19 protein-coding genes and 1 pseudogene are annotated in these 23,717 nt (G+C 72.5%); 6 read left to right on the plus strand and 14 right to left on the minus strand.

What is annotated here, in order from left to right; translation table 11 throughout:
- Position 1 precedes the first annotated feature (1 nt).
- Positions 2-757, minus strand: a complete 756-nt coding sequence (locus FVS66_RS30065) for a M23 family metallopeptidase (RefSeq protein WP_149184409.1) — start codon at positions 755-757, stop codon at positions 2-4.
- Positions 758-1,202: 445 nt separating this feature from the next.
- On the opposite strand from FVS66_RS30065, the gene dacB reads away from it, so the two are divergent.
- Genes dacB through FVS66_RS30080 form a run of 3 tightly spaced genes read left to right on the plus strand, consistent with a single transcriptional unit; the run spans position 1,203 to position 6,081 of the window.
- Positions 1,203-2,840: a D-alanyl-D-alanine carboxypeptidase/D-alanyl-D-alanine-endopeptidase gene (gene dacB, locus FVS66_RS30070; RefSeq protein WP_149184410.1), complete on the plus strand. Its 1,638-nt coding sequence runs from the start codon at positions 1,203-1,205 to the stop codon at positions 2,838-2,840.
- Positions 2,841-2,881: 41 nt separating this feature from the next.
- A complete protein-coding gene (locus FVS66_RS30075; RefSeq protein WP_149184411.1) occupies positions 2,882-3,217 on the plus strand; it encodes a trypco2 family protein in 336 nt (111 codons plus the stop codon).
- Positions 3,214-6,081, plus strand: a complete 2,868-nt coding sequence (locus tag FVS66_RS30080) for a serine protease (protein ID WP_149184412.1) — start codon at positions 3,214-3,216, stop codon at positions 6,079-6,081. Before FVS66_RS30075 ends, FVS66_RS30080 begins: the two co-directional genes overlap by 4 nt.
- A 106-nt stretch (positions 6,082-6,187) precedes the next feature.
- Here the strand turns inward: FVS66_RS30080 and FVS66_RS30085 are convergent, their stop codons facing one another.
- Positions 6,188-8,713, minus strand: coding sequence for an ATP-dependent Clp protease ATP-binding subunit (locus FVS66_RS30085; RefSeq protein ID WP_149184413.1), 2,526 nt, complete (start codon positions 8,711-8,713; stop codon positions 6,188-6,190).
- 429 nt (positions 8,714-9,142) lie between these two features.
- Here FVS66_RS30085 and FVS66_RS30095 point away from each other — a divergent pair, with 429 nt between their 5' ends.
- Entirely contained in the window at positions 9,143-9,913 is a 771-nt protein-coding gene (locus FVS66_RS30095; RefSeq protein ID WP_222946993.1) for an SCO3374 family protein, read from the plus strand.
- Here FVS66_RS30095 and FVS66_RS30100 read toward each other — a convergent pair.
- From FVS66_RS30100 to FVS66_RS30145, 10 genes and pseudogenes are all read right to left on the minus strand, one after another.
- Positions 9,882-10,217, minus strand: a complete 336-nt coding sequence (locus FVS66_RS30100) for an Lsr2 family protein (RefSeq protein ID WP_149184414.1) — start codon at positions 10,215-10,217, stop codon at positions 9,882-9,884. The genes FVS66_RS30095 and FVS66_RS30100 overlap by 32 nt on opposite strands.
- A 144-nt stretch (positions 10,218-10,361) precedes the next feature.
- Positions 10,362-10,931, minus strand: a complete 570-nt coding sequence (locus FVS66_RS30105; RefSeq protein ID WP_149184415.1) for an amino-acid N-acetyltransferase — start codon at positions 10,929-10,931, stop codon at positions 10,362-10,364.
- A gap of 692 nt (positions 10,932-11,623) precedes the next feature.
- Positions 11,624-11,938: pseudogene (locus FVS66_RS30110) on the minus strand (BlaI/MecI/CopY family transcriptional regulator); the annotation flags it as partial.
- A gap of 146 nt (positions 11,939-12,084) precedes the next feature.
- Positions 12,085-12,273: a hypothetical protein gene (locus tag FVS66_RS30115; protein WP_149184416.1), complete on the minus strand. Its 189-nt coding sequence runs from the start codon at positions 12,271-12,273 to the stop codon at positions 12,085-12,087.
- A gap of 14 nt (positions 12,274-12,287) precedes the next feature.
- Entirely contained in the window at positions 12,288-12,902 is a 615-nt protein-coding gene (locus FVS66_RS30120) for a hypothetical protein (RefSeq protein ID WP_187645764.1), read from the minus strand.
- 126 nt (positions 12,903-13,028) lie between these two features.
- Positions 13,029-13,835: a type III pantothenate kinase gene (locus tag FVS66_RS30125; protein WP_149184418.1), complete on the minus strand. Its 807-nt coding sequence runs from the start codon at positions 13,833-13,835 to the stop codon at positions 13,029-13,031.
- 3 nt (positions 13,836-13,838) lie between these two features.
- On the minus strand, positions 13,839-14,882 hold the full coding sequence (gene nadC / locus FVS66_RS30130; protein WP_149184419.1) for a carboxylating nicotinate-nucleotide diphosphorylase: 1,044 nt from the start codon (positions 14,880-14,882) through the stop codon (positions 13,839-13,841).
- Positions 14,879-16,726, minus strand: coding sequence for an L-aspartate oxidase (locus FVS66_RS30135; RefSeq protein WP_399226600.1), 1,848 nt, complete (start codon positions 16,724-16,726; stop codon positions 14,879-14,881). Before FVS66_RS30135 ends, nadC begins: the two co-directional genes overlap by 4 nt.
- On the minus strand, positions 16,723-17,901 hold the full coding sequence (gene panC / locus FVS66_RS30140) for a pantoate--beta-alanine ligase (RefSeq protein WP_222946994.1): 1,179 nt from the start codon (positions 17,899-17,901) through the stop codon (positions 16,723-16,725). Before panC ends, FVS66_RS30135 begins: the two co-directional genes overlap by 4 nt.
- On the minus strand, positions 17,898-18,842 hold the full coding sequence (locus tag FVS66_RS30145) for a Rossmann-like and DUF2520 domain-containing protein (protein ID WP_149184420.1): 945 nt from the start codon (positions 18,840-18,842) through the stop codon (positions 17,898-17,900). Before FVS66_RS30145 ends, panC begins: the two co-directional genes overlap by 4 nt.
- Positions 18,843-19,000: 158 nt before the next feature.
- Here FVS66_RS30145 and FVS66_RS30150 point away from each other — a divergent pair, with 158 nt between their 5' ends.
- Both FVS66_RS30150 and FVS66_RS30160 read left to right on the plus strand, forming a co-directional pair.
- Positions 19,001-20,296 (plus strand): beta-eliminating lyase-related protein, encoded by a 1,296-nt coding sequence (locus FVS66_RS30150; RefSeq protein ID WP_262387290.1) that lies wholly within the window; start codon positions 19,001-19,003, stop codon positions 20,294-20,296.
- A gap of 335 nt (positions 20,297-20,631) precedes the next feature.
- Positions 20,632-21,732, plus strand: coding sequence for a DUF5937 family protein (locus tag FVS66_RS30160; RefSeq protein WP_149184518.1), 1,101 nt, complete (start codon positions 20,632-20,634; stop codon positions 21,730-21,732).
- 42 nt (positions 21,733-21,774) lie between these two features.
- Here FVS66_RS30160 and FVS66_RS30165 read toward each other — a convergent pair whose 3' ends face one another.
- On the minus strand, positions 21,775-22,455 hold the full coding sequence (locus FVS66_RS30165; protein ID WP_149184421.1) for a response regulator transcription factor: 681 nt from the start codon (positions 22,453-22,455) through the stop codon (positions 21,775-21,777).
- A 52-nt stretch (positions 22,456-22,507) separates the two neighbouring features.
- Positions 22,508-23,698: a sensor histidine kinase gene (locus FVS66_RS30170; protein WP_149184422.1), complete on the minus strand. Its 1,191-nt coding sequence runs from the start codon at positions 23,696-23,698 to the stop codon at positions 22,508-22,510.
- Positions 23,699-23,717: the final 19 nt, after the last annotated feature.

Raw genomic sequence — 23,717 nt, forward strand, 5'->3', positions numbered from 1 at the left:
GTCAGATGGAGACGCCCTCGGAGCGCAGGAACTTGGCCGGGTTCAGCGCGGAGCCGTAGTTCGGGCTCGTACGGATCTCGAAGTGCAGGTGCGGGCCGGACGAGTTGCCGGTGTTGCCCGAGCGGGCGATGACCTGGCCGGTCTTGACCTTGGCGCCGACCTTGACGTTGATCTTCGACAGGTGGGCGTACTGGGAGTACGTGCCGTTCGGGTGCTTGAGCACGACGGCGTTGCCGTACGCCGGGCCGTCGCCGCCGCCGTTGGGGCCGGCCTTGACGACGACGCCGCTGTGGGCGGCCTTGACCGGGGTGCCGACCGGGACGGCGAAGTCCTGGCCGGAGTGCTTGTTCGTCCACATGCCGCCGCCCTGGGCGAAGCTGGCGGTCAGCTTGTAGCCGGTGACGGGCTTGACCCAGCTCACGGCCTTCTTCGCGGCGGCCTTCTTGGCGGCGGCGGCCTTGGCGGCCGCGGCCTTCTTCGCGGCGGCCTGCTTCGCGGCGGCGGCCTTGACGGCCGCGGCCTGCGCCTTGACGGCCTGCGCCTTGGCGGCCTGGGCGGCGGCGGCCTCCTGGGCGGCCATGGACTGGGCCTTCGCCTGGGCGGCGACGGCGGACGCGGTGTTCACGGCGAGCGGGGCCGACTGGGCCTCGGCCGCGACGGCCGACGCACCGGCTCCGAACACCATCGCGGCTCCCATGCCGGCGGCGGCGAGAGCGACGACGGCGTTACGGGCGGGGTGGTTGGCGCGCTGCGACATACGGGGAGGACCTCCGTGCTGGGGGCAAGAACCGACCCGACGCGAGCGGCGCGCCGGGCTTCTGGTCATCCTTGGTACCGGCTTCTCCCGTCCTGCCCCAAAAGCCCGATCTACGACATACGGTCGTAGTACGAGCGATGTGACGCGCACACTTGACGCCACGGGCGATGGCCCTATCGCCCTATAGATATGCACTCAAAAGGGACAATCGGCCCGCATGTCCAAGGCGTACGCGCCCTGCCGCCCCCTCCGGCCGCAGGCCCCGCGCCCCACCCCCGCCCGAACGGCCGACACACCGCCTCCCACGGCACCCGACCTGGAGATCAACGGGCCCCGGGCTTCACTAATCCCCCTAGTACGTCCGAAATGCCCTGTGCGCATCGTCACGGCGAACCGCGCAACGCCTACTTCCTGAGCAGCGTCGGCTCCGGGATGCTCGGGTCCCATGAGACCCGTGACGCGCACCACAAAGCCGCGTAAGTCGCTGATCCGTGGCACCGCCCTCGGCCTCGCCGCGCTCCTCACCTGGACGATGCTGGGCCTGGCCGGGCCACCCGCCGACGCGGGCCCGTCCGACACCGGCCTCAAGGGCGCCATCGACGAGATCCTCACCGACCCCCGCCTCGACGGAGGCGCCGCGGGCGTCGTCGTCGCCGACGCCACGACCGGGGACACCCTCTACCAGCGCGACGGCGGCGACCGCCTCATGCCGGCCTCCAACACCAAGATCCCCACCTCGGTGGCGGCCATGGCCCTCCTCGGCCCCGACTACCGGTTCCGTACGGAGGTGCTGTCCACCGGCCGGCAGCGCGCCGGTGTCCTCCACGGCGACCTCTACCTGCGCGGCACCGGCGACCCGACCACGCTCGCCGCCGACTACGACCGGCTCGCCGCCCGCGTCGCCGCCGCCGGCGTCAGGTGGGTCACCGGCCGCCTCGTCGCCGACGACACCCGCTTCGACACCCACCGCCTGGGCCGCTCCTGGGCCGCCGACGACGAGTCGTCGTACTACTCCGCGCAGATCTCCGCGCTCACCCTCGCCCCGGACACGGACTACGACTCGGGCACCGTCGTCGTCGAGGCCGCCGCGGCCACGTCCGCGGGCCGGCGGCCCTCGGTCACACTCACCCCGAAGACCGACTACGTACGCGTCGACAACCGCGCCACCACCGTCGGCGCCGGGCGCCCCGACACCCTCACCGTCGAGCGCGCCCACGGCACGAACACCATCGTCATCAGCGGCGAGATCCCCGTCGGTGCCTCCCCCACCAAGGAGTGGATCACCGTCGACGAGCCGACCGGCTACGCCGCCGCCGTGTTCGCCGACGCCCTCGCCGCCCACGGTGTACACGTCACCGGCCCCACCCGGCTCGGCGTACGGACCCCGTCGTCGGCCAAGCCCCTGGCCACGCACCGCTCCATGCCGCTCAAGGAGCTGATGCTGCCCTTCATGAAGCTGTCCAACAACATGCACGCCGAGGCCCTGACTAAGGCCATCGGCCATGAGATCTCCGGCGGCGGCAGCTGGGACGCGGGCCTCGCCGCCATCGACGCGTACCTGGCGAAGGAGGGTGTGGACACCGCGCAGCTCCGCCAGGTCGACGGCTCCGGCCTGTCCCGGATGAACCTGTTCCCCGCCGCCCAGCTCGCGCGGCTCCTCCTCGCCGTGCAGGACGCCCCCTGGTACGCGGACTGGTACGCGTCGCTCCCCGTGGCCTGCGCCCCGGACCGCGCCGTCGGCGGCACCCTGCGCCGCCGCATGTGCGACACCCCTGCCGCCCTGAACGCCCGCGGCAAGACCGGCACGCTGACCGGCGCGTCCGCCCTGTCGGGGTACGTCACTGACGCGGGCGGCCGCCGCCTCGTCTACACCGTCGTCCTCAACAACCACCTGGCGCCGTCGGTGAAGAGCATCGAGGACGCCGTCGTCGTGACGCTCGCGTCCTCCGACACGGCGGCCGGCACGATCGCCCCGGCCAGGCCCCGCAGCGAGCCCCGCAGCGAGCCCCGCAACCAGCCCCGCGTCATGGACGCGTCGCCCGGCGTCGAATGCACCTGGCGGAAACCCGGGCTGTTCTGCTGAAGCCCCGTCACCCGGACCGTACGGCGGGTACGGTCCGGGCCATGACCGACATCGAACTGGCCGACGCCATCGCCTCCGTACGCGACCAGCTCATCGACGCCGCCAACCGCGCCACCGGACACCCCGTCGCCTTCGAGATGGGCGAGATCGAGATGGAGTTCACGATCGAACTCCGCAAGGAGATCAAGGGCGGGACGAAGGTCAAGGCGTGGGTGGTGGAGGCGGGCGCCGACGGCACCCGCGCCTCGGGCCGCACCCACCGGGTGGCCTTCACCCTCAAGCCCCAGGACGCGCGGACGGGGCAGGCGTGGAAGGTGGGCAGCGACGACGCGGGCGTGGATATGGGTGACTTCGGCGGCGCGCTGGAGCCGCGTTGAGCCGGCGGGCCGCCGTCGCCGTCCTGGGCGAGCGGCGGCAGGGCACCGGGGCGGCGCTCGCCCCGGGCACCGTGCTGACCGCCGCACACGTCCTCGACGGCAGGACCGTCTGCGACATCGCGTTCCCCGGCCACGAGCGACGGTTCGCGGGCACCGTGGTCTGGTCCGACGATCGGCTGGACGCCGCTCTGGTCCACCTCACCCAGTACCCGACGCGCTACTGGTACCGGTCCACGCCGCTCAGGCTGGCCACCGACCGCCCCGTGCCGCGCTGCGAGATCGTCGGCCTGCCGCACGTCCAGCGGTACGACGGCGACCGGAAGCCGGACCTGGACCAGTACACGGGGACCGTCCTGCCCTTGGCCGGACTCATCCAGCGGACCATGGTCTTCGAGTTCGACCGCCCTCCGGCCGTCGAGCGGGCGGACGGCCGCTCACCGCTCGCCGGGCTCTCCGGCGCCCCGGTGTTCGCGGGCGACGGCCTGCTCGGCATCGTCAAGGAGGTCCCGCCTGGGCGCGGGCACCGCAGAGTCCACTGCGTCCCCCTCGGCGCACTCGCCCGGGACGCGGGATTCCGGAACGCGTACGCCCTGGTCGTCGGCTCTCCCCTGCCCAACCGGCTGACGACGGTGACCGGCGCCCACCCGGAGGACCGGGCGTACGCCGAGGAGTACGCGGAGGCGCTGGGCGCCGCGTACCGCCGTACGAAGATCTTCGGCCTGGACGAGCTGGGGCGGCGGGGCTCGGAGTGGGACCTGGACACGGCATACCTGTCCCTGGAGGCGACGCCCCACGATCCGGCCCCTCAGCGGATCGAGGACCTGCTGGGCTCCCGCCCCCGGGTGCTGCTCCGGGGTGACGCGGGCGCCGGGAAGACGACCCTGGTGTGGTGGCTGGCCGCCCACGCGGCGGCGGGCACGCTCGGCCCGGAGCTGGACGAACTGAACGGCCTCGTACCCTTCGTGCTGCCGCTGCGGTCCTTACGCGCGCGAGGGGGCGCCTTCCCGACCCCGGCGGAGCTGCCGGGCGCGGCGCGGCTGCCGGTGGACGCGCCGCCGGACGGCTGGGCGGGCCGGGTCCTCAAGGCGGGCACCGGGCTGCTCCTCGTGGACGGCCTGGACGAGGTGCCGCAGGAGGACCGGGAGGCGGCGCACGCGTGGCTCTCCGCCCTTCTGGACCGTTTCCCGGGCACCCGCTGCCTCGTGACCGTACGCCCGCTCGCCGTGGAACCGGCGTGGCTGGAGCAGGCGGGCTTCGAGGAGCTGACCCTCCTGCCCATGCGGGACGGGGACATCAGGGCCTTCGTCGCCGCCTGGCACCGTGCGGCCCGCCTGGACGCGGACCCCGTCCATGAGGACCTGGACGACCTCGAACGCGACCTGTCCCAGCAGTTCGAGCAGAACCCGACCCTCAGCGACCTGGCCCGCACCCCGCTCCTCTGCGCCGTCGTCTGCGCCCTGCACCGGCTGCGGCAGGGCTTCCTCCCGGAGACCCGCTGGGCGCTGTACGAGTCGGCCCTCCAGATGCTGCTGGGCGCCCGCGACAAGCGCCGCAGCGTGGCGGCTCCCGAGGGCATCGCGCTGTCGGTGGAGGAGCACTCGCAGCTGCTCCAGCGCGTGGCGGCCTGGCTGGTGCGCGGCGGCCAGACGGAGTTCACCCGCGATCAGGTCCTCCACCAGCTGAACCGCGCCCTCCCCGGCATGCCCCGCGTACGGGAACAGGGCACCCCCGAGGCGGTCCTCACCCACCTCCTCAACCGCAGCGGTCTCCTCCAGGAGCGCGCGGACGGCGTGTTCCAGTTCGCCCACCGCACCTTCCAGGACTTCCTGTCCGCGAAGGAGTTCGTCGAGGACGACAACATCAAGGAGATGCTCGGCCACAGCCACGACCAGCAGTGGCACGACGTCCTGCTGCTGGCGGCCGGCCACTGCACCCGCCGCCAGCTCCCGGTCCTGGTGAACGGCATCCTCCGCGCGGGCGACACCGCCAAGGGCGACCGCCGCACCACGCTGTACGTCCTGGCGGCCCTGTGCGCCCAGCACGCCGCCTGGCTGGACGAGCCGACCCACGAGCGGACGCGGAAGGCCGTACGGAGCGTCCTGCCGCCCGGCAACCACACGCAGCTGCGCGAGCTGGCACGCCTCGGCCCGTACGTACTGCCGCTCCTGCCGGAACCGGGCGCCCAGTTCGACGAGGAGAACCGGACGCTGCGGATGATCCACGAGGTGGGCGGTCACGCGGCCGTTCCGCACGCCCGGCGATTCGCCGAGGCCGGCGCACCCGCCTCGCTGTTCACGTCCGACTGGGACCGCTACCCCGCCCGTGAGTACGCGCGCGAGGTGCTCGCCCTGCTCGATCTCCAGTACGCACCCGTCCTGGTGTCGGCCCGGGCCCAGCTGGTGCAGCTGGCCGGTCTCCGTGAGGCCGGGAGCGTCATCGTGTCGGGGGACTTCGGCGACGCCGAGCTGGCCGACGCACTCGAGGGGTACCCCGCCCGGCGTGTCCGGATCCAGGACAACCGCCTCGTGAGCGACCTGCGTTTCCTGGGGCGCTGCCCCGGCATCCAGGAGCTGGCGCTGAGCCACTGCCCCGCGCTGCCACCCGATGCCCTGGCCGGCGGCCCCGTCGGTCTCCGCAGCGTCCACCTCACCGCCGTACGCCTCTCCACGCGTGGCTTGGAGGCGCTGGCGACACTGCCCGGGCTGCGCTCGCTGGTCGTCGAGTACCCGCTCCTGGAGGAGGAGGGGCTCGACCTCAAGCCCCTGCACGGCATCCCTGCCCCCGGCGTGCACATCAAGGGTGTTCCCAAGAGCCGGATCAGCGGCCGCCGCCCACTCGGCGACCGCCTTGCCATCACGCCGTAGGCACATCGAAAGGGGCCCGCCCCGGACCGTGCGTACACGGTACGGGGCGGGCCCTCAGTCGCTGTGCGCTGTGCGCTACGCGCCTGCGTTACAGCTCAGCGCGGCGTCACGCGTCCTTGGACAGGTTCGGCCCCGGCCCGCCGGCCGCCTCGATGGGCGGAACGTCCGGGAGTGCCGACTTCTCCTCGCCGCGGAAGGTGAACTTCTTCTCCTCACCCTCGCCCTCGGTGTCCACGACCACGATGTGACCGGGGCGCAGCTCGCCGAAGAGGATCTTCTCCGACAGCACGTCCTCGATCTCGCGCTGGATGGTCCGGCGCAGCGGCCGGGCACCCATCACCGGGTCGTAGCCGTGCTTGGCCAGGAGCTCCTTCGCGGAACCGCTGAGCTCGATGCCCATGTCGCGGTCCTTCAGGCGCTCGTCCACCTTGGCGATCATCAGGTCGACGATCTGGATGATGTCGTCCTGGCTGAGCTGGTGGAAGACGACGGTGTCGTCGACACGGTTCAGGAACTCGGGGCGGAAGTGCTGCTTCAGCTCCTCGTTGACCTTCGCCTTCATCCGGTCGTAGCCCGTCTTGACGTCGCCCTGGGCGGCGAAGCCCAGGTTGAAGCCCTTCGAGATGTCCCGGGTCCCGAGGTTGGTCGTCATGATGATGACCGTGTTCTTGAAGTCCACGACCCGGCCCTGGGAGTCGGTCAGGCGACCGTCCTCCAGGATCTGGAGAAGGGAATTGAAGATATCGGGGTGGGCCTTCTCGACCTCGTCGAAGAGGACCACGGAGAACGGCTTGCGGCGCACCTTCTCGGTGAGCTGACCGCCCTCCTCGTAGCCCACGTATCCGGGCGGGGAGCCGAAGAGGCGCGAGACCGTGTGCTTCTCGCTGAACTCCGACATGTCGAGCGAGATCATCGCGTCCTCGTCGCCGAAGAGGAACTCGGCGAGCGTCTTGGACAGCTCGGTCTTACCGACACCGGACGGGCCGGCGAAGATGAACGAGCCACCGGGGCGCTTCGGGTCCTTGAGACCGGCCCGCGTACGGCGGATGGCCTGCGACAGGGCCTTGATGGCGTCCTTCTGGCCGATGACGCGCTTGTGGAGCTCGTCCTCCATGCGGAGCAGACGGGAGGACTCCTCCTCCGTCAGCTTGAAGACCGGGATGCCCGTGGCGGTCGCGAGGACCTCGGCGATCAGCTCGCCGTCGACCTCCGCGACGACGTCCATGTCGCCGGCCTTCCACTCCTTCTCCCGCTTGGCCTTCGCGGCCAGCAGCTGCTTCTCCTTGTCGCGGAGAGACGCCGCCTTCTCGAAGTCCTGGGCGTCGATCGCGGACTCCTTGTCCCGGCGGACACCCGCGATCTTCTCGTCGAACTCGCGGAGGTCCGGCGGCGCGGTCATCCGGCGGATACGCATCCGGGAACCGGCCTCGTCGATCAGGTCGATCGCCTTGTCCGGCAGGAAGCGGTCCGAGATGTACCGGTCGGCCAGCGTGGCCGCCTGCACAAGGGCCTCGTCCGTGATGGACACACGGTGGTGGGCCTCGTACCGGTCGCGCAGACCCTTGAGGATCTCGATCGTGTGCGGCAGCGACGGCTCGGCGACCTGGATGGGCTGGAAGCGGCGCTCCAGCGCGGCGTCCTTCTCCAGGTACTTGCGGTACTCGTCGAGCGTCGTGGCACCGATGGTCTGGAGCTCACCGCGGGCCAGCATCGGCTTGAGGATGGACGCCGCGTCGATGGCGCCCTCGGCGGCACCCGCACCCACGAGGGTGTGGAGCTCGTCGATGAACAGGATGATGTCGCCGCGGGTGCGGATCTCCTTGAGGACCTTCTTCAGGCGCTCCTCGAAGTCACCGCGGTACCGGGAGCCGGCGACGAGCGCGCCCAGGTCCAGGGTGTAGAGGTGCTTGTCCTTGAGGGTCTCGGGCACCTCGCCCTTGACAATGGCCTGGGCCAGGCCCTCGACGACCGCCGTCTTGCCGACGCCGGGCTCGCCGATGAGGACCGGGTTGTTCTTCGTACGGCGGGACAGCACCTGCATGACCCGCTCGATCTCCTTCTCGCGCCCGATGACCGGGTCGAGCTTGGATTCGCGAGCGGCCTGGGTGAGGTTCCGGCCGAACTGGTCGAGCACCAGGGAAGTCGAGGGCGTGCCCTCGGCGGGACCGCCGGCGGTGGCGGCCTCCTTGCCCCCGGAGTAACCGGAGAGCAGCTGGATGACCTGCTGCCGCACCCGATTGAGATCGGCGCCCAGCTTCACGAGGACCTGGGCGGCGACGCCCTCGCCCTCGCGGATCAGGCCGAGCAGGATGTGCTCGGTGCCGATGTAGTTGTGGCCGAGCTGAAGGGCCTCGCGGAGCGACAGCTCCAGCACCTTCTTGGCACGGGGTGTGAAGGGGATGTGACCGGACGGGGCCTGCTGGCCCTGGCCGATGATCTCCTCCACCTGCTGGCGGACCGCCTCGAGCGAAATCCCGAGGCTCTCCAGGGCCTTAGCGGCGACACCCTCACCCTCGTGGATCAGGCCCAGGAGGATGTGCTCGGTGCCGATGTAGTTGTGGTTGAGCATCCGGGCTTCTTCCTGAGCCAGGACGACAACCCGCCGCGCGCGGTCGGTGAACCTCTCGAACATCGTTAATCGCTCCTCAGAGCGGTCAGGCAGTAAGGGGTCGGTCCCCTCCCTGTCCTTCCGCAGCTTAGTCCCGCAAGCGGGGACCGCTCATTCCAACTGCCGACACCCGTCGATGGCCTCCTGACCCGAACGCCGACAAATGCTCCAACCCGATGGTGCGAGACGATGTTCCCGCAGGCCAGGCAGATACCCGCACCGGCACTACGCCGATGGCGAACGTGAGATGCCCGGCGCCGCGTGTCGCCCCTCCCCACAAGGGTTGTCTTACCCGTAAGCACTGACAGTCCATGCGGCACACCACCGTCGCCTCAGCTACGGGCGAACATCCTTGCGCCGGGGAACGTGCCCGCACACCGCCGACTCAAAGACGCACAGTGATCGCTAACGCACTGTGCGTAACCTTCCTGGGGTGTCGGGAGTTCCCCGGGCATGGCCCGCACCGTCCCTGCTCCGCGCAAGCCCCCGCGCACGCCGCTCGGCGGCTGCCGTGCGGCGGGTCCGTCTGTCGCGCGGTGGTACGAGGACGAGCTGGACTGGGCCACGGACGGCGGGCCGCCGGTGCGGCTGCTGACCGGTCTCCGCTTCGACGTCCTGGACCTTCCGGCCGCCGCCGGGTTCTCCGTGCTGCGGCGGGTGGACGGCGGCTTGCCCAAGGGGCCCATGGGGCGTGGGAGGCCCGTCGGGCCCGTGGCGCTCACCGGGAGCCGCATGCGGTTCCTGGTGGCCGCGGGGAGCGCGGAGGAGTTCCCCGGCCTCCTCGACTGGCTCGAGTGGGGCGGTGTCGCCCTCGACCTGGCCGCCTGGGGAGCGGGCGGCCGGATGACCGCCCCCACTCCCCCAGGGTGGGACGTATCCGGCGCGCCCGGTGCTTCCGTGTGGCTGCGGCCGCCCGAGCCGGGGCGCGAGGTGGAGCCCACCCTCGTGGGGCTGCCGGGACTCGCGGACCTCGGCGGGGTCACGGCACCTACGGGCGGTTCAGGGCTCATGCGGCTCGTCGCCGTGGCGGCCGCGGAGTGCCACCGGACCCGGCTGCTGGCCGCCGGCGCCCGTGACCGTGCACGGGACGGCGCACGTGAAGTGCCCGCCGGTTCGCCCGTGACGACACCCGTACCCGTGACGGTGCCCGCTACCGTGACGGTGCCCGCGCCGACGCCGGCGTGCGGCGACGTCAGCGGTTGGCGTCCTCGTACGCCTGCTTGATCTCGGCCGGTACGCGCCCGCGGTCGTTCACGTTGTAACCGTTCTCCTTGGCCCACGCGCGGATCTTCGCGGTGTCCGGGCTGCCGCTCGCCGCCGCGCGACCCTTGCCACGGCCACCCGCGGCGCGGCCGCCGGTACGTCGGCCGCTCTTGGCGTATGGCTCGAGCAGTCCGCGGAGCTTGTCCGCGTTGGCGGTGGTGAGGTCGATCTCATAGGTCTTGCCGTCCAGAGCGAACGTCACGGTCTCGTCCGCCTCGCCGCCGTCGAGGTCGTCGACAAGAAGGACCTGAACCTTCTGTGCCACCGGATTTCCTTTCATCGAAAATGCAGTACGCGGAAAGGAAACCGCTTTTCCCTGGAAAACACAAACCCTTGGGACAGGTTCAGAACCGCGAGAACGCGGGAAACATACGCGATTCGGACATAGGGATCGCGATCGCGTGGACGGTCACAGGTGCAGAAGCATCCGGCTGTTACCCAAGGTGTTCGGCTTCACCCGTTCGAGACCCAGGAACTCGGCGACGCCCTCGTCATAGGAACGCAGGAGCTCGCTGTAGACATCTCCGTCGACCGGGGTCTCACCGATCTCGACGAAGCCGTACTTGGCGAAGAAGTCGACTTCGAAGGTCAGGCAGAATACCCGGCGCACCCCGAGCCAGCGGGCGGTGTGCAGCAACTTGTCCAGCACCTGATGGCCGACGCCCGCACCCTTGAAGTCGGGGTCGACGGCGAGCGTGCGGACTTCGGCGAGATCTTCCCACATGACATGGAGTGCCCCGCAACCCACGACGGTCGCGTCGGCGTCCCGTTCCGCGACCCAGAACTCCTGGATGTCCTCGTAAAGGGTCACGGTCGCTTTGTCGAGCAGGATCCCGCGTGAGACGTACGGATCGACGAGCCGGCGGACCGCCGCGACGTCGCTGGTCCGCGCCCGGCGAACTGTGACGGCTTTCGCCCCGGGATTCCCGGGCGGCTGCGGGGAGGGCGGGGTCGGAGACGCGGATGACGTGGACGACATGGCTGCGAACGCTATCGCTCCGTACCGCGCGTGCCGTCGCCGCCCTCGGCGCCGTGCCGTCCCGGGCGGCCGACGGCGCCCGCGCCGCCTCGCGGGCCTGGCCGCGGCTCCCCCGGCACCGCCGTCTCCGGCGTGGCGGGGAGGCCGCCCGGTGTCCGCGGGACCCCTGGCCGCCCGTCGCGGCCGGCGCCGGGCCCGGCGTCTTCGTCGGGGGCTTCCGAGGTACTTCGACCAGGGCCTTCGGCCGGGGCTTCCGGAGCACCTTGACCGGCGCTTTCGGCGGGGTCTTGCGGAGAGTCTTGTGCCGGGCCTTGTCGGCTGCTTTGTCCGGCGTCTTCGCGCGGGGTCACACCCTGGGTTTCGGGCGGGGTTTCGGGCGGGGTCTCAGCCGGGGTTTCAGGGGTGGGCCTGCCGGCGTCCCGGACGGTGTCCTGGTGGGTGACATCCGGGGCATGCCCGGTGGCCTGCGGGGGCTCCTTGGCGGTGCCTTGTGCCACGTCTCCGCCCGGGACTCGGGGACCGGTTTGCGGGGCGGCCGGGCCGGCGCCTTGCCCAGTGGCATTCCGCGGTTCTCCGTGGGCGGCGCGCGAGTCTTCTCCGGGCTCTTGCCCGGGGCCTTTTCCGGGGGATTCCCGTTCCGCCGGGGCGGGCTCTTCCGGTTCTTCCCGGGTTCCTTCCGAGGCGCCCCGCCGGGCGATGCGGACCGCGTCGTTCAGCGCTTCCCGCTGCTCGGGCGACATCATGCCGAAGAAGGCGACGAGTGCGGCGGCCGGGTTGTCGCTCTGGGCCCACGCTTCGTTCATCAGTGCGGCCGAGTACGCGGCGCGGGTGGACACCGCCGTATATCGATAGGCGCGGCCGACGACTTCCCTTCGCACCCAGCCCTTCTGGTGGAGATTGTCCAGCACGGTCATGACCGTCGTGTAGGCGATGGACCGTTCCTGCTGAAGATCCTCCAGGACTTCCCGGACGGTGACAGGACGGTTCCATTGCCAGACGCGCGACATGACGGCGTCTTCAAGCTCTCCCAATGGACGGGGCACACCGCCACCATAGTGGGAGTTCTCAGAATGAACAGCTATTGACGTAACAAAAAGGACGTACGACGCGAAATCACGTCGTACGTCCTCAAAGCGGTCTTCAGAAGGTCACATCACGCCTTGCCGGGCTCCGGGGAGCCGTCGGCCTGGGACGTGGCCTCGGCGCGCGCCAGGGCCGCGTCGACGGCGGCGTCCTCCTTGGACTTGTTCGGGCCGCCCTGGCTCTTCACGATCGTCACCACGACCGCGGTGAAGAAGATGGCCATCACCACAGGCGGAAGGAGCGCGGATACGTAGTCCATGGCAACCAGACTAACTACCCGGCGGCGCGTTTCTCCGCCGGGGGCGGGGCCGGCCGGCGCCGGGGCGGGAAGACCTCGGACGGCTTGGGCACCGGGCGCTCGCCGGGCGCCGGGGCCGACGGCTTGGGTGGCTGCGGCTTCTTCGGCTCCTGGCCCTTGTCGCTGCGGCCGCCCGGCAGGACGAACAGCCGGGCGCGCGGCCCGGCGGGGGCCGGGATCGCGGCTGTCGCGGCGAGGGCGCCGGCCACGGTGGGGCGCCCGCCGGCCAGGCGGGCGCGGACCGACCGCTCGGCCAGCACCTGGCAGCGTGCCAGCAGCTCAGCACCCCCGGGCGTGTCCCGCAGGGTGCGCAGCGCGGCCAGATCCTCGGGCCGCGGGTCGTACCCGGCGGACAGGGCGTCCCGCAGGAGGTCCAGGTATCCGGTGGCCGCGCCGGGCAGGGAGGCGCGGTAGCGGGCCAGGTCGGCCAGGACGAAGGCCCTCAGCCTGCCGACTTCGCGGGCCGCCTCGTCCACGGCGTCGGCGAGGCGCAGGCAGTCCCGGACGTCCTCGTCGTCGAGCGGGGTCGGGTGCAGGGCGTGACCCAGGGCGCGTCGCAGCACACGCAGCTCGTCTGCGCTGAACGCCAGGCCGCCTCGTGATCCGTATGGCGTGGGCATGGAGCCGACAATACGTGCTTATCGGACAAACTTCGTGCAGGAAGGGGCCGGGCGCGTTGCCGACGGGCCCGGCGCGCTTCCGACGGGCCGGGCGGGTCACATGCGGGAGACGTTCCGCTCGTACACGAGGCGCAGACCGATCAGCGTCAGCCACGGCTCGTGCTCGTCGATCAGCTTCGCCTCGCCGAGGACCATCGGCGCCAGGCCGCCCGTCGCGATGACGGTGACGTCGGACGGGTCACCGTCCGGACCGACGAGCTCCTGCCGCATGCGGTGGACGACCCCGTCGACCTGGCCCGCGAAGCCGTAGATGATGCCCGACTGCATGGCCTCGACGGTGTTCTTGCCGATCACACCGCGGGGCCGCGTCACCTCGATCTTGCGCAGCTGGGCGCCGCGGACGCCGAGCGCCTCGACCGAGATCTCGATACCGGGGGCGATCACCCCGCCCACGTACTCGCCGCGCGCGCTCACCGCGTCGAACGTCGTCGCCGTACCGAAGTCGACGACGATCGCCGGACCGCCGTACAGGTCGACCGCCGCCGCCGAGTTGATGATCCGGTCGGCGCCGACCTCCTTGGGGTTGTCGGTCAGGACCGGCACGCCCGTCTTGATGCCGGGCTCGACGAGCACGGCGGGGACGTCGCCGTAGTAGCGCCGGGTCACCTCGCGCAGCTCGTGCAGGACCGACGGGACCGTGGAGCAGATCGCGATGCCCCCGATGCCGTCGCCCAGTTCCTCGCCGAGCAGCGGATGCATGCCCATCAGGCCCTGGAGGACGACCGCGAGCTCGTCTGCGGTGCGGCGGGCGTCCGTGGAGATGCGCCAGTGCTCGACGATCTCCTCGCCGTCGAACAGGCCGAGGACGGTGTGGGTGTTGCCGACGTCGATGGTGAGCAGCATCTGTCAGCCCTTCGCCTCTCGGAGGTCGAGACCGATGTCGAGGATCGGGGACGAGTGGGTGAGGGCGCCCACCGCGAGGTAGTCGACGCCGGTCGCTGCGTACGCGGCGGCGTTCTCCAGGGTGAGGCGGCCGGACGACTCGAGGACGGCGCGGCCGGCGACGAGCGTGACGGCCTCCTCGGTCTCCATCGGGGTGAAGTTGTCCAGCAGGATCAGGTCGGCGCCCGCGTCGAGGACCTCGCGGACCTGGTGGAGGGTGTCCACCTCGACCTCGATCGGCAGGTCGGGGAACTGCTCGCGTACGGCCCTGAACGCCTGGGCGACGCCGCCCGCCGCGACGACGTGGTTGTCCTTGACGAGCGCGGCGTCGGAGAGGGACATCCGGTGGTTGACGCCGCCGCCGCAGCGGACCGCGTACTTCTCCAGCGCGCGCAGGCCGGGTGTGGTCTTGCGGGTGTCGCGGACCTTCGCCCTGTGGCCCTCAAGCGCGTCCGCCCACGCGCGCGTGGCGGTGGCGATGCCGGAGAGGCGGCACATGATGTTGAGGGCGCTGCGCTCGCCGGTCAGCAGCTCGCGGGTGCGGGCGGTGACGGAGAGCAGCGTCTGGCCGGCCTCGACGCGGTCGCCGTCGAGGACATGGCGCTCGACCTCGAACTCATGGGTGCAGACGATCGACAGCACCGCCTCCGCGATGTGGATGCCGGAGACCGTGCCCGCTTCGCGCGCGGTGAAGTCCGCGGTCGCGACGGCGTCCTCGGGGACGGTGGCGACCGTCGTCACGTCCACTCCGCCGTCCAGGTCCTCCTCGACCGCGCGGTACGCCACGTCCTCGACGAGTACGGGGTCGAGGCCGCCCTGGGCGAGGAGCGCGGCCAGCGCGGGGTCGAGCCCGCACTCGTAGACCTCGTCGTCGCCCTCGCCGCCGGCCGCACAGCCGCAGCCGTCACCGCAGCCGCCGCCTCTCGCCGCGTCCTCGGCGGACGCGGGCGCCCCGATCTGGATCAGGGGTACGTCCACGGGCTGTGGGCGTTCTTCGGGCGTGCTCATGGCTGCTGCTCCCTGCGGGCGGCGGTCTGGTCGGCGGTCGGTGCCGTCTGGGCGGCGATCGGTGCTGTCCGGTGGGTGTACCGGCCGGCGGTCTCGGCGGTCTCGGCGGTCTCGGCGGTCTCGGCGGTCTCGGCGGTCTCGGCGGTGTGGACCGTCTGGGGGAAGTCTTGGGTGTGGGTCGTGCGGACGTCCAGGCTCCGGTCGGGGGCGAGGCGTACGACGAGGTGGCGACGCCAGGTGGTGTCGTCCCGGTCGGGGTGGTCCTCGCGCCAGTGACAGCCGCGGGTCTCCTCGCGGCGGCGGGCGGCGGCGACGAGGACACGGGCCACGCACAGGAGGTTGGTGGTCTCCCACGACTCGACGCCCGGCTCGGCCGCCTTGTGGCCGCCGTCGCCTGTGCCCCCGGTGGTGGCGGTGCCTGCTGTGGTGGCCTCGCTGTGGATGGCGTCCAGTTGCTGGGCCGCCTCGGCGAGGCTGGCGGCGGAGCGCAGCACTCCGGCGCCGTTCGTCATGACGTGCTGGACGCGCGCGCGGGCGGCCGGGTCGAGGAGCGGGAGGACGCGCGGGGCGGGGTGCGGGACGGGCGTGCCTGCCCGCACCTTGTCGGCCGCGATGTCGTCGGCGATGCGCTCCGCGAAGACGAGGCCCTCGAGGAGGGAGTTGGAGGCGAGCCGGTTCGCGCCGTGGACACCCGTACAGGCGACCTCCCCGCACGCGTAGAGGCCCGGCACGGTGGTGCGGCCGCGCAGGTCGGTGCGGACGCCGCCGGAGGCGTAGTGGGCGGCCGGGGCGACGGGGATGGGCTCTGCCACCGGGTCGAAGCCGTGGGTGCGGCACGCGGCGAGGATGGTGGGGAAGCGGGACTTCCACATGGCGGAGCCGAAGTGGCGGGCGTCCAGGTACATGTGCTGGGTGCCCTGCTCGCGCATGCGGCGCATGATGCCCTTGGCCACGATGTCCCGCGGGGCCAGCTCGGCCAGCTCGTGCTGCCCGACCATGAACCGGACGCCGTCCGCGTCGACCAGGTGGGCGCCCTCGCCCCGTACCGCCTCCGAGACCAGCGGCTGCTGGCCCTCCGCTTCGGGGCCGAGGAACAGGACGGTGGGGTGGAACTGGACGAACTCCAGGTCGCTCACCTCCGCCCCGGCGCGCAGGGCGAGCGCGACGCCGTCGCCCGTGGAGACCGCCGGGTTGGTGGTGGCCGAGAAGACCTGGCCCATGCCGCCGGTGGCCAGGACGACGGCCGGGGCGTGGACCGCGCCGACGCCGTCGTGCTGGCCCTCGCCCATGACGTGCAGGGTGACGCCCGCCGTACGGCCCTCGGCGTCGGTGAGGAGGTCGAGCACGAGGGCGTTCTCGATGGTGCGGACGGCGCGCTCACGGACGGCGTCGACGAGGGCCCGGGAGATCTCGGCGCCGGTCGCGTCACCGCCCGCGTGGGCGATGCGGCGGCGGTGGTGGCCGCCCTCGCGGGTGAGCTCGATGGTGCCGTGGCCGTCGGTGTCGAACCGGGCGCCGGTGGCGATGAGGCGCCGTACGGCGTCGGGGCCCTCGGTGACCAGGAGGCGGACCGCCTCCTCGTCGCAGAGGCCGGCGCCCGCGACGAGGGTGTCGTCCATGTGCTGGCCGGGGGTGTCGCCCTCGCCGAGCGCGGCCGCGATGCCGCCCTGCGCCCAGCGCGTGGAGCCGTCGTCGAGCCGGGCCTTGGTGACCACGACCGTACGGAGACCGGCCGCCGTGCAGCGCAGGGCGGCGGTCAGGCCGGCGACGCCGGAGCCGACGACGACCACGTCGGCGTCGATGGCCCAGCCGGGCGCCGGGGCCTGGAGTCGTATGCCGGTCATGCGGGAGCTCCGAAGGTCAGGGGCAGGTTGTCGATCAGACGGGTCGTACCGACTCTCGCGGCGACGAGCAGGACGGCGGCGCCGGTGTGGTCGTCGGAGACGTCGGTGAAGTCCGCCGGGTCCACGAGGGCGAGGTAGTCGAGGTCGAGCGGCGGTTCGGCCTTCGCCGCCTCGTCCAGCACGGCCCGGGCCGCGGCGCGTACGGCCTCGGCGCCGCCGCCCTGCCCCGCGTGGGCGACCTGGGCGACAGCGTGCGCGTCGGCCGCCGCGCGTGACTCGCCGAGCCGGGACAGGGCGTCGGCCCGGCTCTGCGACGCGGGCAGCGACGCGGCACGGGCGCGCAGCGCCTGCTGGGCGGCGAGCCGGTCCCCGGCCGCGAACAGGGCCGCGGACAGGGCCAGCGCGGTGCGCCGCTCTCGGGGCGACAGGTAGCGGTTCCGGCTGGACAGCGCCAGGCCGTCGGGCTCGCGGACGGTCGGTACGCCGACGATCTCGGCCCTGAAGTCGAGGTCGCGCGCCATGCGGCGGATCAGGGACAGCTGCTGGGCGTCCTTCTGGCCGAAGAACGCCACGTCAGGTCCGGTGAGGTGGAGCAGCTTGGCGACCACGGTCAGCATGCCGTCGAAGTGCCCGGGGCGCGACGCCCCTTCGAGCCGCTGCCCCATGGGGCCCGCGCTGATCCGGACCTGCGGCTCACCCCCCGGGTACACCTCGTCGACGGACGGCGCGAACACGGCGTCGGCCCCCGCCGCCTCGGCGACCCGCACGTCCGCGTCGAGAGTGCGCGGGTACCGGTCGAGGTCCTCGCCGGCCCCGAACTGGAGCGGATTGACGAACACGGTCACGACGACGAAGCCGTCCCGGCCGACATGCTCCCGCGCGGTACGGACGAGAGTGGCGTGACCCTCGTGCAGGGCCCCCATGGTCATGACGACGGCGACGCGGGGAGTGGGGTCGGCGTGGCCGACGGGGTCGGTGGGGTCGGCGTGGCCGACGAGGTCGGCGTGGCCGACGAGGTCGGCTGCGGCGGTTGCCGAGGCGACGACCCGGGCGCGGCTCCGGGTCTGTGCGAGGAGTTGGTCGAGCGCCTCGCGGGTGTGGACCAGCGTGACACCGGGGCGTGGCGCGCCCGGGGCCCCGTCGGACGTCCGGGCGGCATGGGACGTCGGGCTCATCGGCTGCTGTCTCCTTCCGGGCCCTCGGTGTCGGGGCGTCCTTCACCGGCCGGGCCCGCCGCGAGGACCCCGAGCAGGTCCTCCGCGAGTTCCGGCTTGAGCAGACCGTGCGCGAGGGCCCGGTCGGCGGTCGAGCGGGCCATCGCCAGGTAGCCGGCGACGGTGCCCGGCGCGTGCTTGCGCAGCTCCGCGACGTGCGCGGCGACCGTACCGGCGTCCCCGCGCGCGACGGGGCCGGTCAGAGCCGCGTCGCCGGACCGCAGCGCATTGTCGAGGGCGGCGCCGAGCAGCGGGCCGAGCATCCTGTCCGGCGCCCCGACACCCGCCGCTCGCAGCAGCTCCATGGACTGGGCCACCAGGGTGACCAGGTGGTTCGCGCCCAGGGCGAGCGCCGCGTGGTAGAGCGGGCGGGACTCCTCGGCGATCCACTCGGGCTCGCCGCCCATCTCGATGACCAGCGCCTCGGCGGCCAGGCGCAGCTCGTCGGGCGCGGTCACACCGAAGGAGCAGCCGGCGAGCCGCTGGACGTCGACGCTCGTGCCGGTGAACGTCATGGCGGGGTGCAGGGCGAGCGGCAGGGCGCCGACGCGCCGGGCCGGGTCGAGGACGCTGACACCGAACCGGCCGGAGGTGTGGACGAGGAGCTGCCCGGGGCGTACGGCTCCGGTCTCGGCCAGGCCCTCGACCAGACCGGGCAGGGAGTCGTCGGGGACGGTGAGCAGAACCAGCTCGGCCCGTTCCATCACCTGGGCGGGAGGGACGAGGGGCACACCGGGGAGCAGTTCGGCGGCGCGGCGCAGGGATGCGTCGGACACGCCGGACACGGCGACCGGGCGGTGTCCTGCGAGCTGCAACGACGCGGCCAGGGCGGGTCCGACCCGGCCGGCACCCACGACTCCGACGGTGAGCCGGGCGGGGCGGGGGTCTGCTGTTGGGTTCACGGGGCGACGGCCTTCCGTTCCAGTCCTCGGCGGGTACCGGACGATTTCTCGTCATGCTACGCCAGCGTTTCGCCGCCGCTTCCGCACTGTCCACAGGGCGCGACGCCCGGTCCGATAATCACGGGCGCCTGTGGACGGAGCGCGTGGATGATCGGCTCATGGCTGATGCAATGACGGACGACGGCGAACGCACCGGGGAACACGGGGACGACACACACGGAGAGGAGGAGCGCGCACACGAGACATACGGAGAGGAGCAGGCGGACGAGCGGGCGGGCGAGCGGCAAGACGAGCACGGGGAGGAGGAACGGCAGCGGCGGCGCAGGATCGCCGCGCTGCGGGCGGCCGGAAGGGTGTTGGCACGGGTGTCGGCGGCGGCGACGCTCGGAGAGCGGCTCGCGGCCCTGACCACCGAGGGGGGCGCGGTGTACGACCTGGACGAGACCGTCGACCTGTACGGGAACGGGATCGTCGAGGAGCTGGAGCGGCGGGTGGCGGAGCTGCTCGGGTTCCCTGGGGCGGTGTTCTTCCCGACCGGGACGATGGCGCAGCAGGTGGCGCTGCGGTGCTGGGCGGGACGGACGGGCAACCGGGTCGTGGCGCTGCACCCGCTGGCCCACCCGGAGGTGCACGAGCGGGGCGCGCTGGGGGCGGTGAGCGGGCTGCGGACGGTGCATCCGACGGGCGAGGCGCGGTTGCCGACGGCGGACGAGGTGCGGGCGTTGGAGGAGCCGTTCGGCACGCTGATGCTGGAGCTGCCGCTGCGGGACGCCGGGTTCCTGCTGCCGGCCTGGGACGAACTGGAGGAGGTGGTGGAGGCCGCGCGGGAGCGGGACGCCGTGGTGCACTTCGACGGCGCGCGGCTGTGGGAGAGCACGTCGCACCTCGGGCGGGACCTGCCGGAGATCGCGGGGCTGGCGGACAGTGTGTACGTCTCGTTCTACAAGTCGCTGGGCGGACTGTCCGGGGGGGCACTGGTGGGGCCGGAGCCGTTCGTGGAGGAGGCGCGGGCGTGGCGTCACCGTTACGGGGGCAATGTGTTCCAGCAGCATCCGGCGGCGCTGGCCGCCCTGGTGGGGCTGGAGCGCGAGTTGCCGAGGCTGCCGTCGTACGTGGCACACGCGGGGGTGGTCGCGGCGGGGCTGCGGGAGGGGTTCCAGGCGGCGGGGGTGCCGTGGTTCCGGGTGAATCCGGAGGTGCCGCACACACACGAGTTCCATGTGTGGCTGCCGTACGGGTCCGAGGTACTGACGGAGGCGGCCGTGCGGCAGGCCGAGGAGACGGGGGTGGTGCTCTTCCGCCGCTGGAGTACGGGGAGCCCGGCGGGCCCGCCCGGTGTCGCGTTCACCGAGGTGACGGTGGCGGCGCCGGGGCTGGAGTGGACGGCGAGTGATGTGAGGGAGGCGGTGCTGACGTTCATGGAGTTCGTGCACCAGGTGGTGCGGGAGGGGTGAGAGGCGGGCCCGCAAGGGTCTGGGTGGAGCGCGGTCGCCGGCGGAGCAGCCGGAACAGCCGGAGCGAGAGGGGCGTGCCGTCCGGCGGGGGCGGGGCTGTGTGACCCGACGGGGGCAAGGGCGGGCGGACCGGTCGGGGCAGGGTCCCGCCGCCCGGTGCGGGCGGGAGCGGGTTGCCGTGCCGGGTGGCGCGGTAGGTGTCGAGGAGGTGTTGCTGGATCACGTCCATGGGAGTCAGGCTGCGACGGCCGCGGCCGGGGCGGCGCGTCGATTGACGAGGGTCGTCAAGTGACCGCCCGCTCCGGCGGCGCGCACCGCACCATAGGGGCGTGAGCGTGACCATAGACATCACGGGCCTGCCGCCCGAGCGGATCGCCTTCGACATCTCGCCCCTCGCCGAACTGGGTGTGGCCCTGCACGCGCTGGCCGAGCCGGGGCACCACCCCGGGCTGCACGGCTGGGCGACCGCCACGGCAGCCGGGCTCAAGCCCGACCTGGCCGACCGTCTCCACGAGGCGAACTTCCTCTGGACGGCGAGCATGTCGGACGTGTTCCTGCCGTTCGCGGGTTTGCGGGACGGGGACGGGCGGCCGGGGAGCACGCTCGCCGAGGAGCTGGACCGGCTGGAGCGGCTGGACGAGGAGCGGTTCATGACCGCCGCGCTGGAGTTCACCTGCTCCAGTACGTACACGAACGGCTGTGCCGTGCGGCCCGAGCGGGCGTTGGAGATGGCCGCGAACCGGGGGCCTCGGCAGCTGGAGTTCGCGCGGCGGCTGCTCGACGACCCGAGTGGGATGCGGGCTTGGCTGCGGCGGCTGTTCGAGGACTGCGACGAGGCGTTCTTCGCGGACACCTGGCGGCGCGCCCAGCCCGGCCTGGCCGCCGACGCCCGGCACAAGGCCGAGCTGCTGCGCCGCAAGGGCCTGCCAGAGGTGCTGCGCGCCGTGTCGCCCGCCGTCACTCTCGACGAGGACGGCGGCCGGCGGCGCATCAGCGTGGACAAGCTGGCGCAGGGAGGGACGACGGCACTCGACTCCCAGGTGGAGGCCGGGGTGACGTTCGTGCCGTCCAGCCTCGGCTGGCCGCATCTGATGATCCTGCACGCGCCGGGGTGGCGGCCGGTCGTCGTCTACCCGGTCGGCGCGCCGGAGCTGCCGGGTCCCGGCCCGGTGGAGCTGTTGCAGACCCGGATGGAGGCGCTGGCGCACCCGATGCGGATGCGACTGTGCCGACAGCTGGCGCGCGGCGCGTATACGACGAGCGAGCTGGCCGACACGTACGGCATCACGGCGCCGGAGGTGTCCCGCCACCTGTCCGTGCTGAAGAAGGCCCAGCTGGTGACCACCCGCCGGCGTGGCCGCTATGTGCTGCACCAGCTGGACGTGACGGCGGTGGCCCGGATCGGCAGCGACTTCCTGGAGACGGTGCTGCGCTAGCCGGGCGGGTCGGGCGGAGCCGGGTCGGCCGGGTCGGCCGGGTCAGGAGAACGTGCCGCCGCCCGCTCGGACCAGGCCGGTTTCGTAGGCGAGGACCACGACCTGGACCCGGTCGCGGAGTTCCAGCTTGGTGAGGATGCGGCCGACGTGGGTCTTGACGGTGGCTTCGGAGAGGACGAGGCGGGCCGCGATCTCGCCGTTCGAGAGGCCCTGGGCGACCAGGAGCATGACCTCGCGCTCGCGCTCCGTGAGCCGTTCCAGGGCCTTGTGCCGCGGCTGCCTGCCGCCGGTGGCGGGCAGCATCGGTGAGAAGCGGTCCAGGAGGCGGCGGGTCGTGGAGGGGGCGACCACCGCGTCGCCGCTGTGCACGGCGCGGATGGCGGCGAGGAGTTCGCCGGGCGGCACGTCCTTCAGCATGAAGCCGCTGGCGCCCGCCTTCAGCCCGGAGAAGGCGTACTCGTCCAGGTCGAAGGTGGTGAGGATGAGGACCCTGGGGGCGTCCGGCTCGGCGCAGATGCGGCGGGTGGCCTCGACCCCGTCGAGCTTCGGCATACGGACGTCCATGAGGACGACGTCCACCGGTGTGGACCGCAGCACCTGCAGGGCCTCGGCGCCGTCGCCCGCCTCCGCCACGACCTCCATGTCCGGCTGGGCGGCCAGCACCATACGGAAGCCGGTGCGCAGCAGCACCTGGTCGTCGACGAGCATCAGACGGATCGCCATGTCTCGGGTCCTGTTCTTGGGGGCCTGCGGGGCGTTCGGGGGGCGTCGCGGTCTAGTGAGCGGTTTTCAGGGGGAGCAGCGCGCTGATCCGGAACCCGCCGCCCGGCCGCGGCCCGGCGTCCAGGGTGCCACCGACCATCCCGACCCGTTCGCGCATGCCGATCAGGCCGTGCCCCCTGCCGTCGGCGCCGCCGTCCTCGTACATCTCGTGTGCGGCGCCGCGGCCGTCGTCCTCGACGAGCAGGCCCAGCCCGTCGTCGAAATACGTGAGCCGCACGCTCGCCCCGACGTCCGGGCCGCCGTGCTTGCGGGTGTTGGTGAGCGCCTCCTGGACGATGCGGTACGCGGTGAGTTCGACGCCGCTCGGCAGGCGGCGCGGGGTGCCCTCGATCCTGAAGTCGACCGGGAGGCCGGCGGTACGCACCTGCTCGACGAGGTCCTCGATCTGCTGCGCGTCCGGCTGCGGCACGTACTCCCCGGCCTCCTCCGGCTCACCGGTGCGCAGGATGCCGAGCAGTCGGCGCATCTCCGCGAGGGCCTGGCGGCCGGTGGACGAGATGGTCTCCAGCGCCTGCCGGGCCTGGTCGGGCGAGGAGTCGAGGACATACGCGGCGCCGTCGGCCTGGACGACCATGACGGACACATTGTGTGCGACGACGTCGTGGAGTTCACGGGCGATACGGGCCCGTTCCGCGGCGACCGCGACCTTGGCCTGCGCCTCGCGCTCCCGCTCCAGCCGCGACGCCCGCTCCTCCAGCTGCGCGAAGTAAGCGCGCCGGGTACGCACCGAGTCGCCCAGCACCCACGCGAGGGCGAACGGGACCGCCATCACGACCGTGCCGAACACGGTGGCGGCCGTCGAGCCGTCGCGCATCGGCCAGCGCACCTGGGCGAGCGGCGCCGCGGACAGCCCGCCGATCAGCGCGAGCCGGGACGCCCAGCGGGGGCCCCCGTGCGCGGCGACCGTGTAGATGATGACAAGCATCGCGAAGTCGGCCGGATTGACCTCCACGTCCAGCACGAGCTGGGCGATCCCCACCGCCACCGCGAGCACCAGCATCTGGCGGGGCGCGCGGCGGCGCAGGGCGACGACCAGGCACAGCAGCACCACGACCGCGGCGGGCGTCCATGTGCCGCTGGGCACCTCGACGACCCACAGCATCGAGAAGCCGAAGAGCATCAGAGCCCAGAAGCCGTCGACGCCCGTCGGGTGTCTGCGGAGGAAGTCGTAGAGGCGCTGCACGTAACCCAGCGTAGGGAAG

This window comes from Streptomyces sp. TRM49041 (assembly GCF_008271805.1).
Taxonomy (GTDB): domain Bacteria; phylum Actinomycetota; class Actinomycetes; order Streptomycetales; family Streptomycetaceae; genus Streptomyces.

Excerpts from the sequence above, each read along its gene's own strand:
- FVS66_RS30065 (WP_149184409.1), bottom strand. The coding sequence starts at position 757 with ATGTCGCAGCGCGCCAACCACCCCGCCCGTAACGCCGTCGTCGCTCTC.
- FVS66_RS30095 (WP_222946993.1), top strand. The coding sequence starts at position 9,143 with ATGGCCCGCACCGTCCCTGCTCCGCGCAAGCCCCCGCGCACGCCGCTC.
- FVS66_RS30135 (WP_399226600.1), bottom strand. The coding sequence starts at position 16,726 with ATGACCGGCATACGACTCCAGGCCCCGGCGCCCGGCTGGGCCATCGAC.
- FVS66_RS30075 (WP_149184411.1), top strand. The coding sequence starts at position 2,882 with ATGACCGACATCGAACTGGCCGACGCCATCGCCTCCGTACGCGACCAG.
- FVS66_RS30115 (WP_149184416.1), bottom strand. The coding sequence starts at position 12,273 with ATGGACTACGTATCCGCGCTCCTTCCGCCTGTGGTGATGGCCATCTTC.
- FVS66_RS30165 (WP_149184421.1), bottom strand. The coding sequence starts at position 22,455 with ATGGCGATCCGTCTGATGCTCGTCGACGACCAGGTGCTGCTGCGCACC.
- panC (WP_222946994.1), bottom strand. The coding sequence starts at position 17,901 with ATGAGCCCGACGTCCCATGCCGCCCGGACGTCCGACGGGGCCCCGGGC.
- nadC (WP_149184419.1), bottom strand. The coding sequence starts at position 14,882 with ATGAGCACGCCCGAAGAACGCCCACAGCCCGTGGACGTACCCCTGATC.
- FVS66_RS30150 (WP_262387290.1), top strand. The coding sequence starts at position 19,001 with ATGGCTGATGCAATGACGGACGACGGCGAACGCACCGGGGAACACGGG.
- FVS66_RS30105 (WP_149184415.1), bottom strand. The coding sequence starts at position 10,931 with ATGTCGTCCACGTCATCCGCGTCTCCGACCCCGCCCTCCCCGCAGCCG.
- FVS66_RS30125 (WP_149184418.1), bottom strand. The coding sequence starts at position 13,835 with ATGCTGCTCACCATCGACGTCGGCAACACCCACACCGTCCTCGGCCTG.
- FVS66_RS30085 (WP_149184413.1), bottom strand. The coding sequence starts at position 8,713 with ATGTTCGAGAGGTTCACCGACCGCGCGCGGCGGGTTGTCGTCCTGGCT.
- dacB (WP_149184410.1), top strand. The coding sequence starts at position 1,203 with ATGAGACCCGTGACGCGCACCACAAAGCCGCGTAAGTCGCTGATCCGT.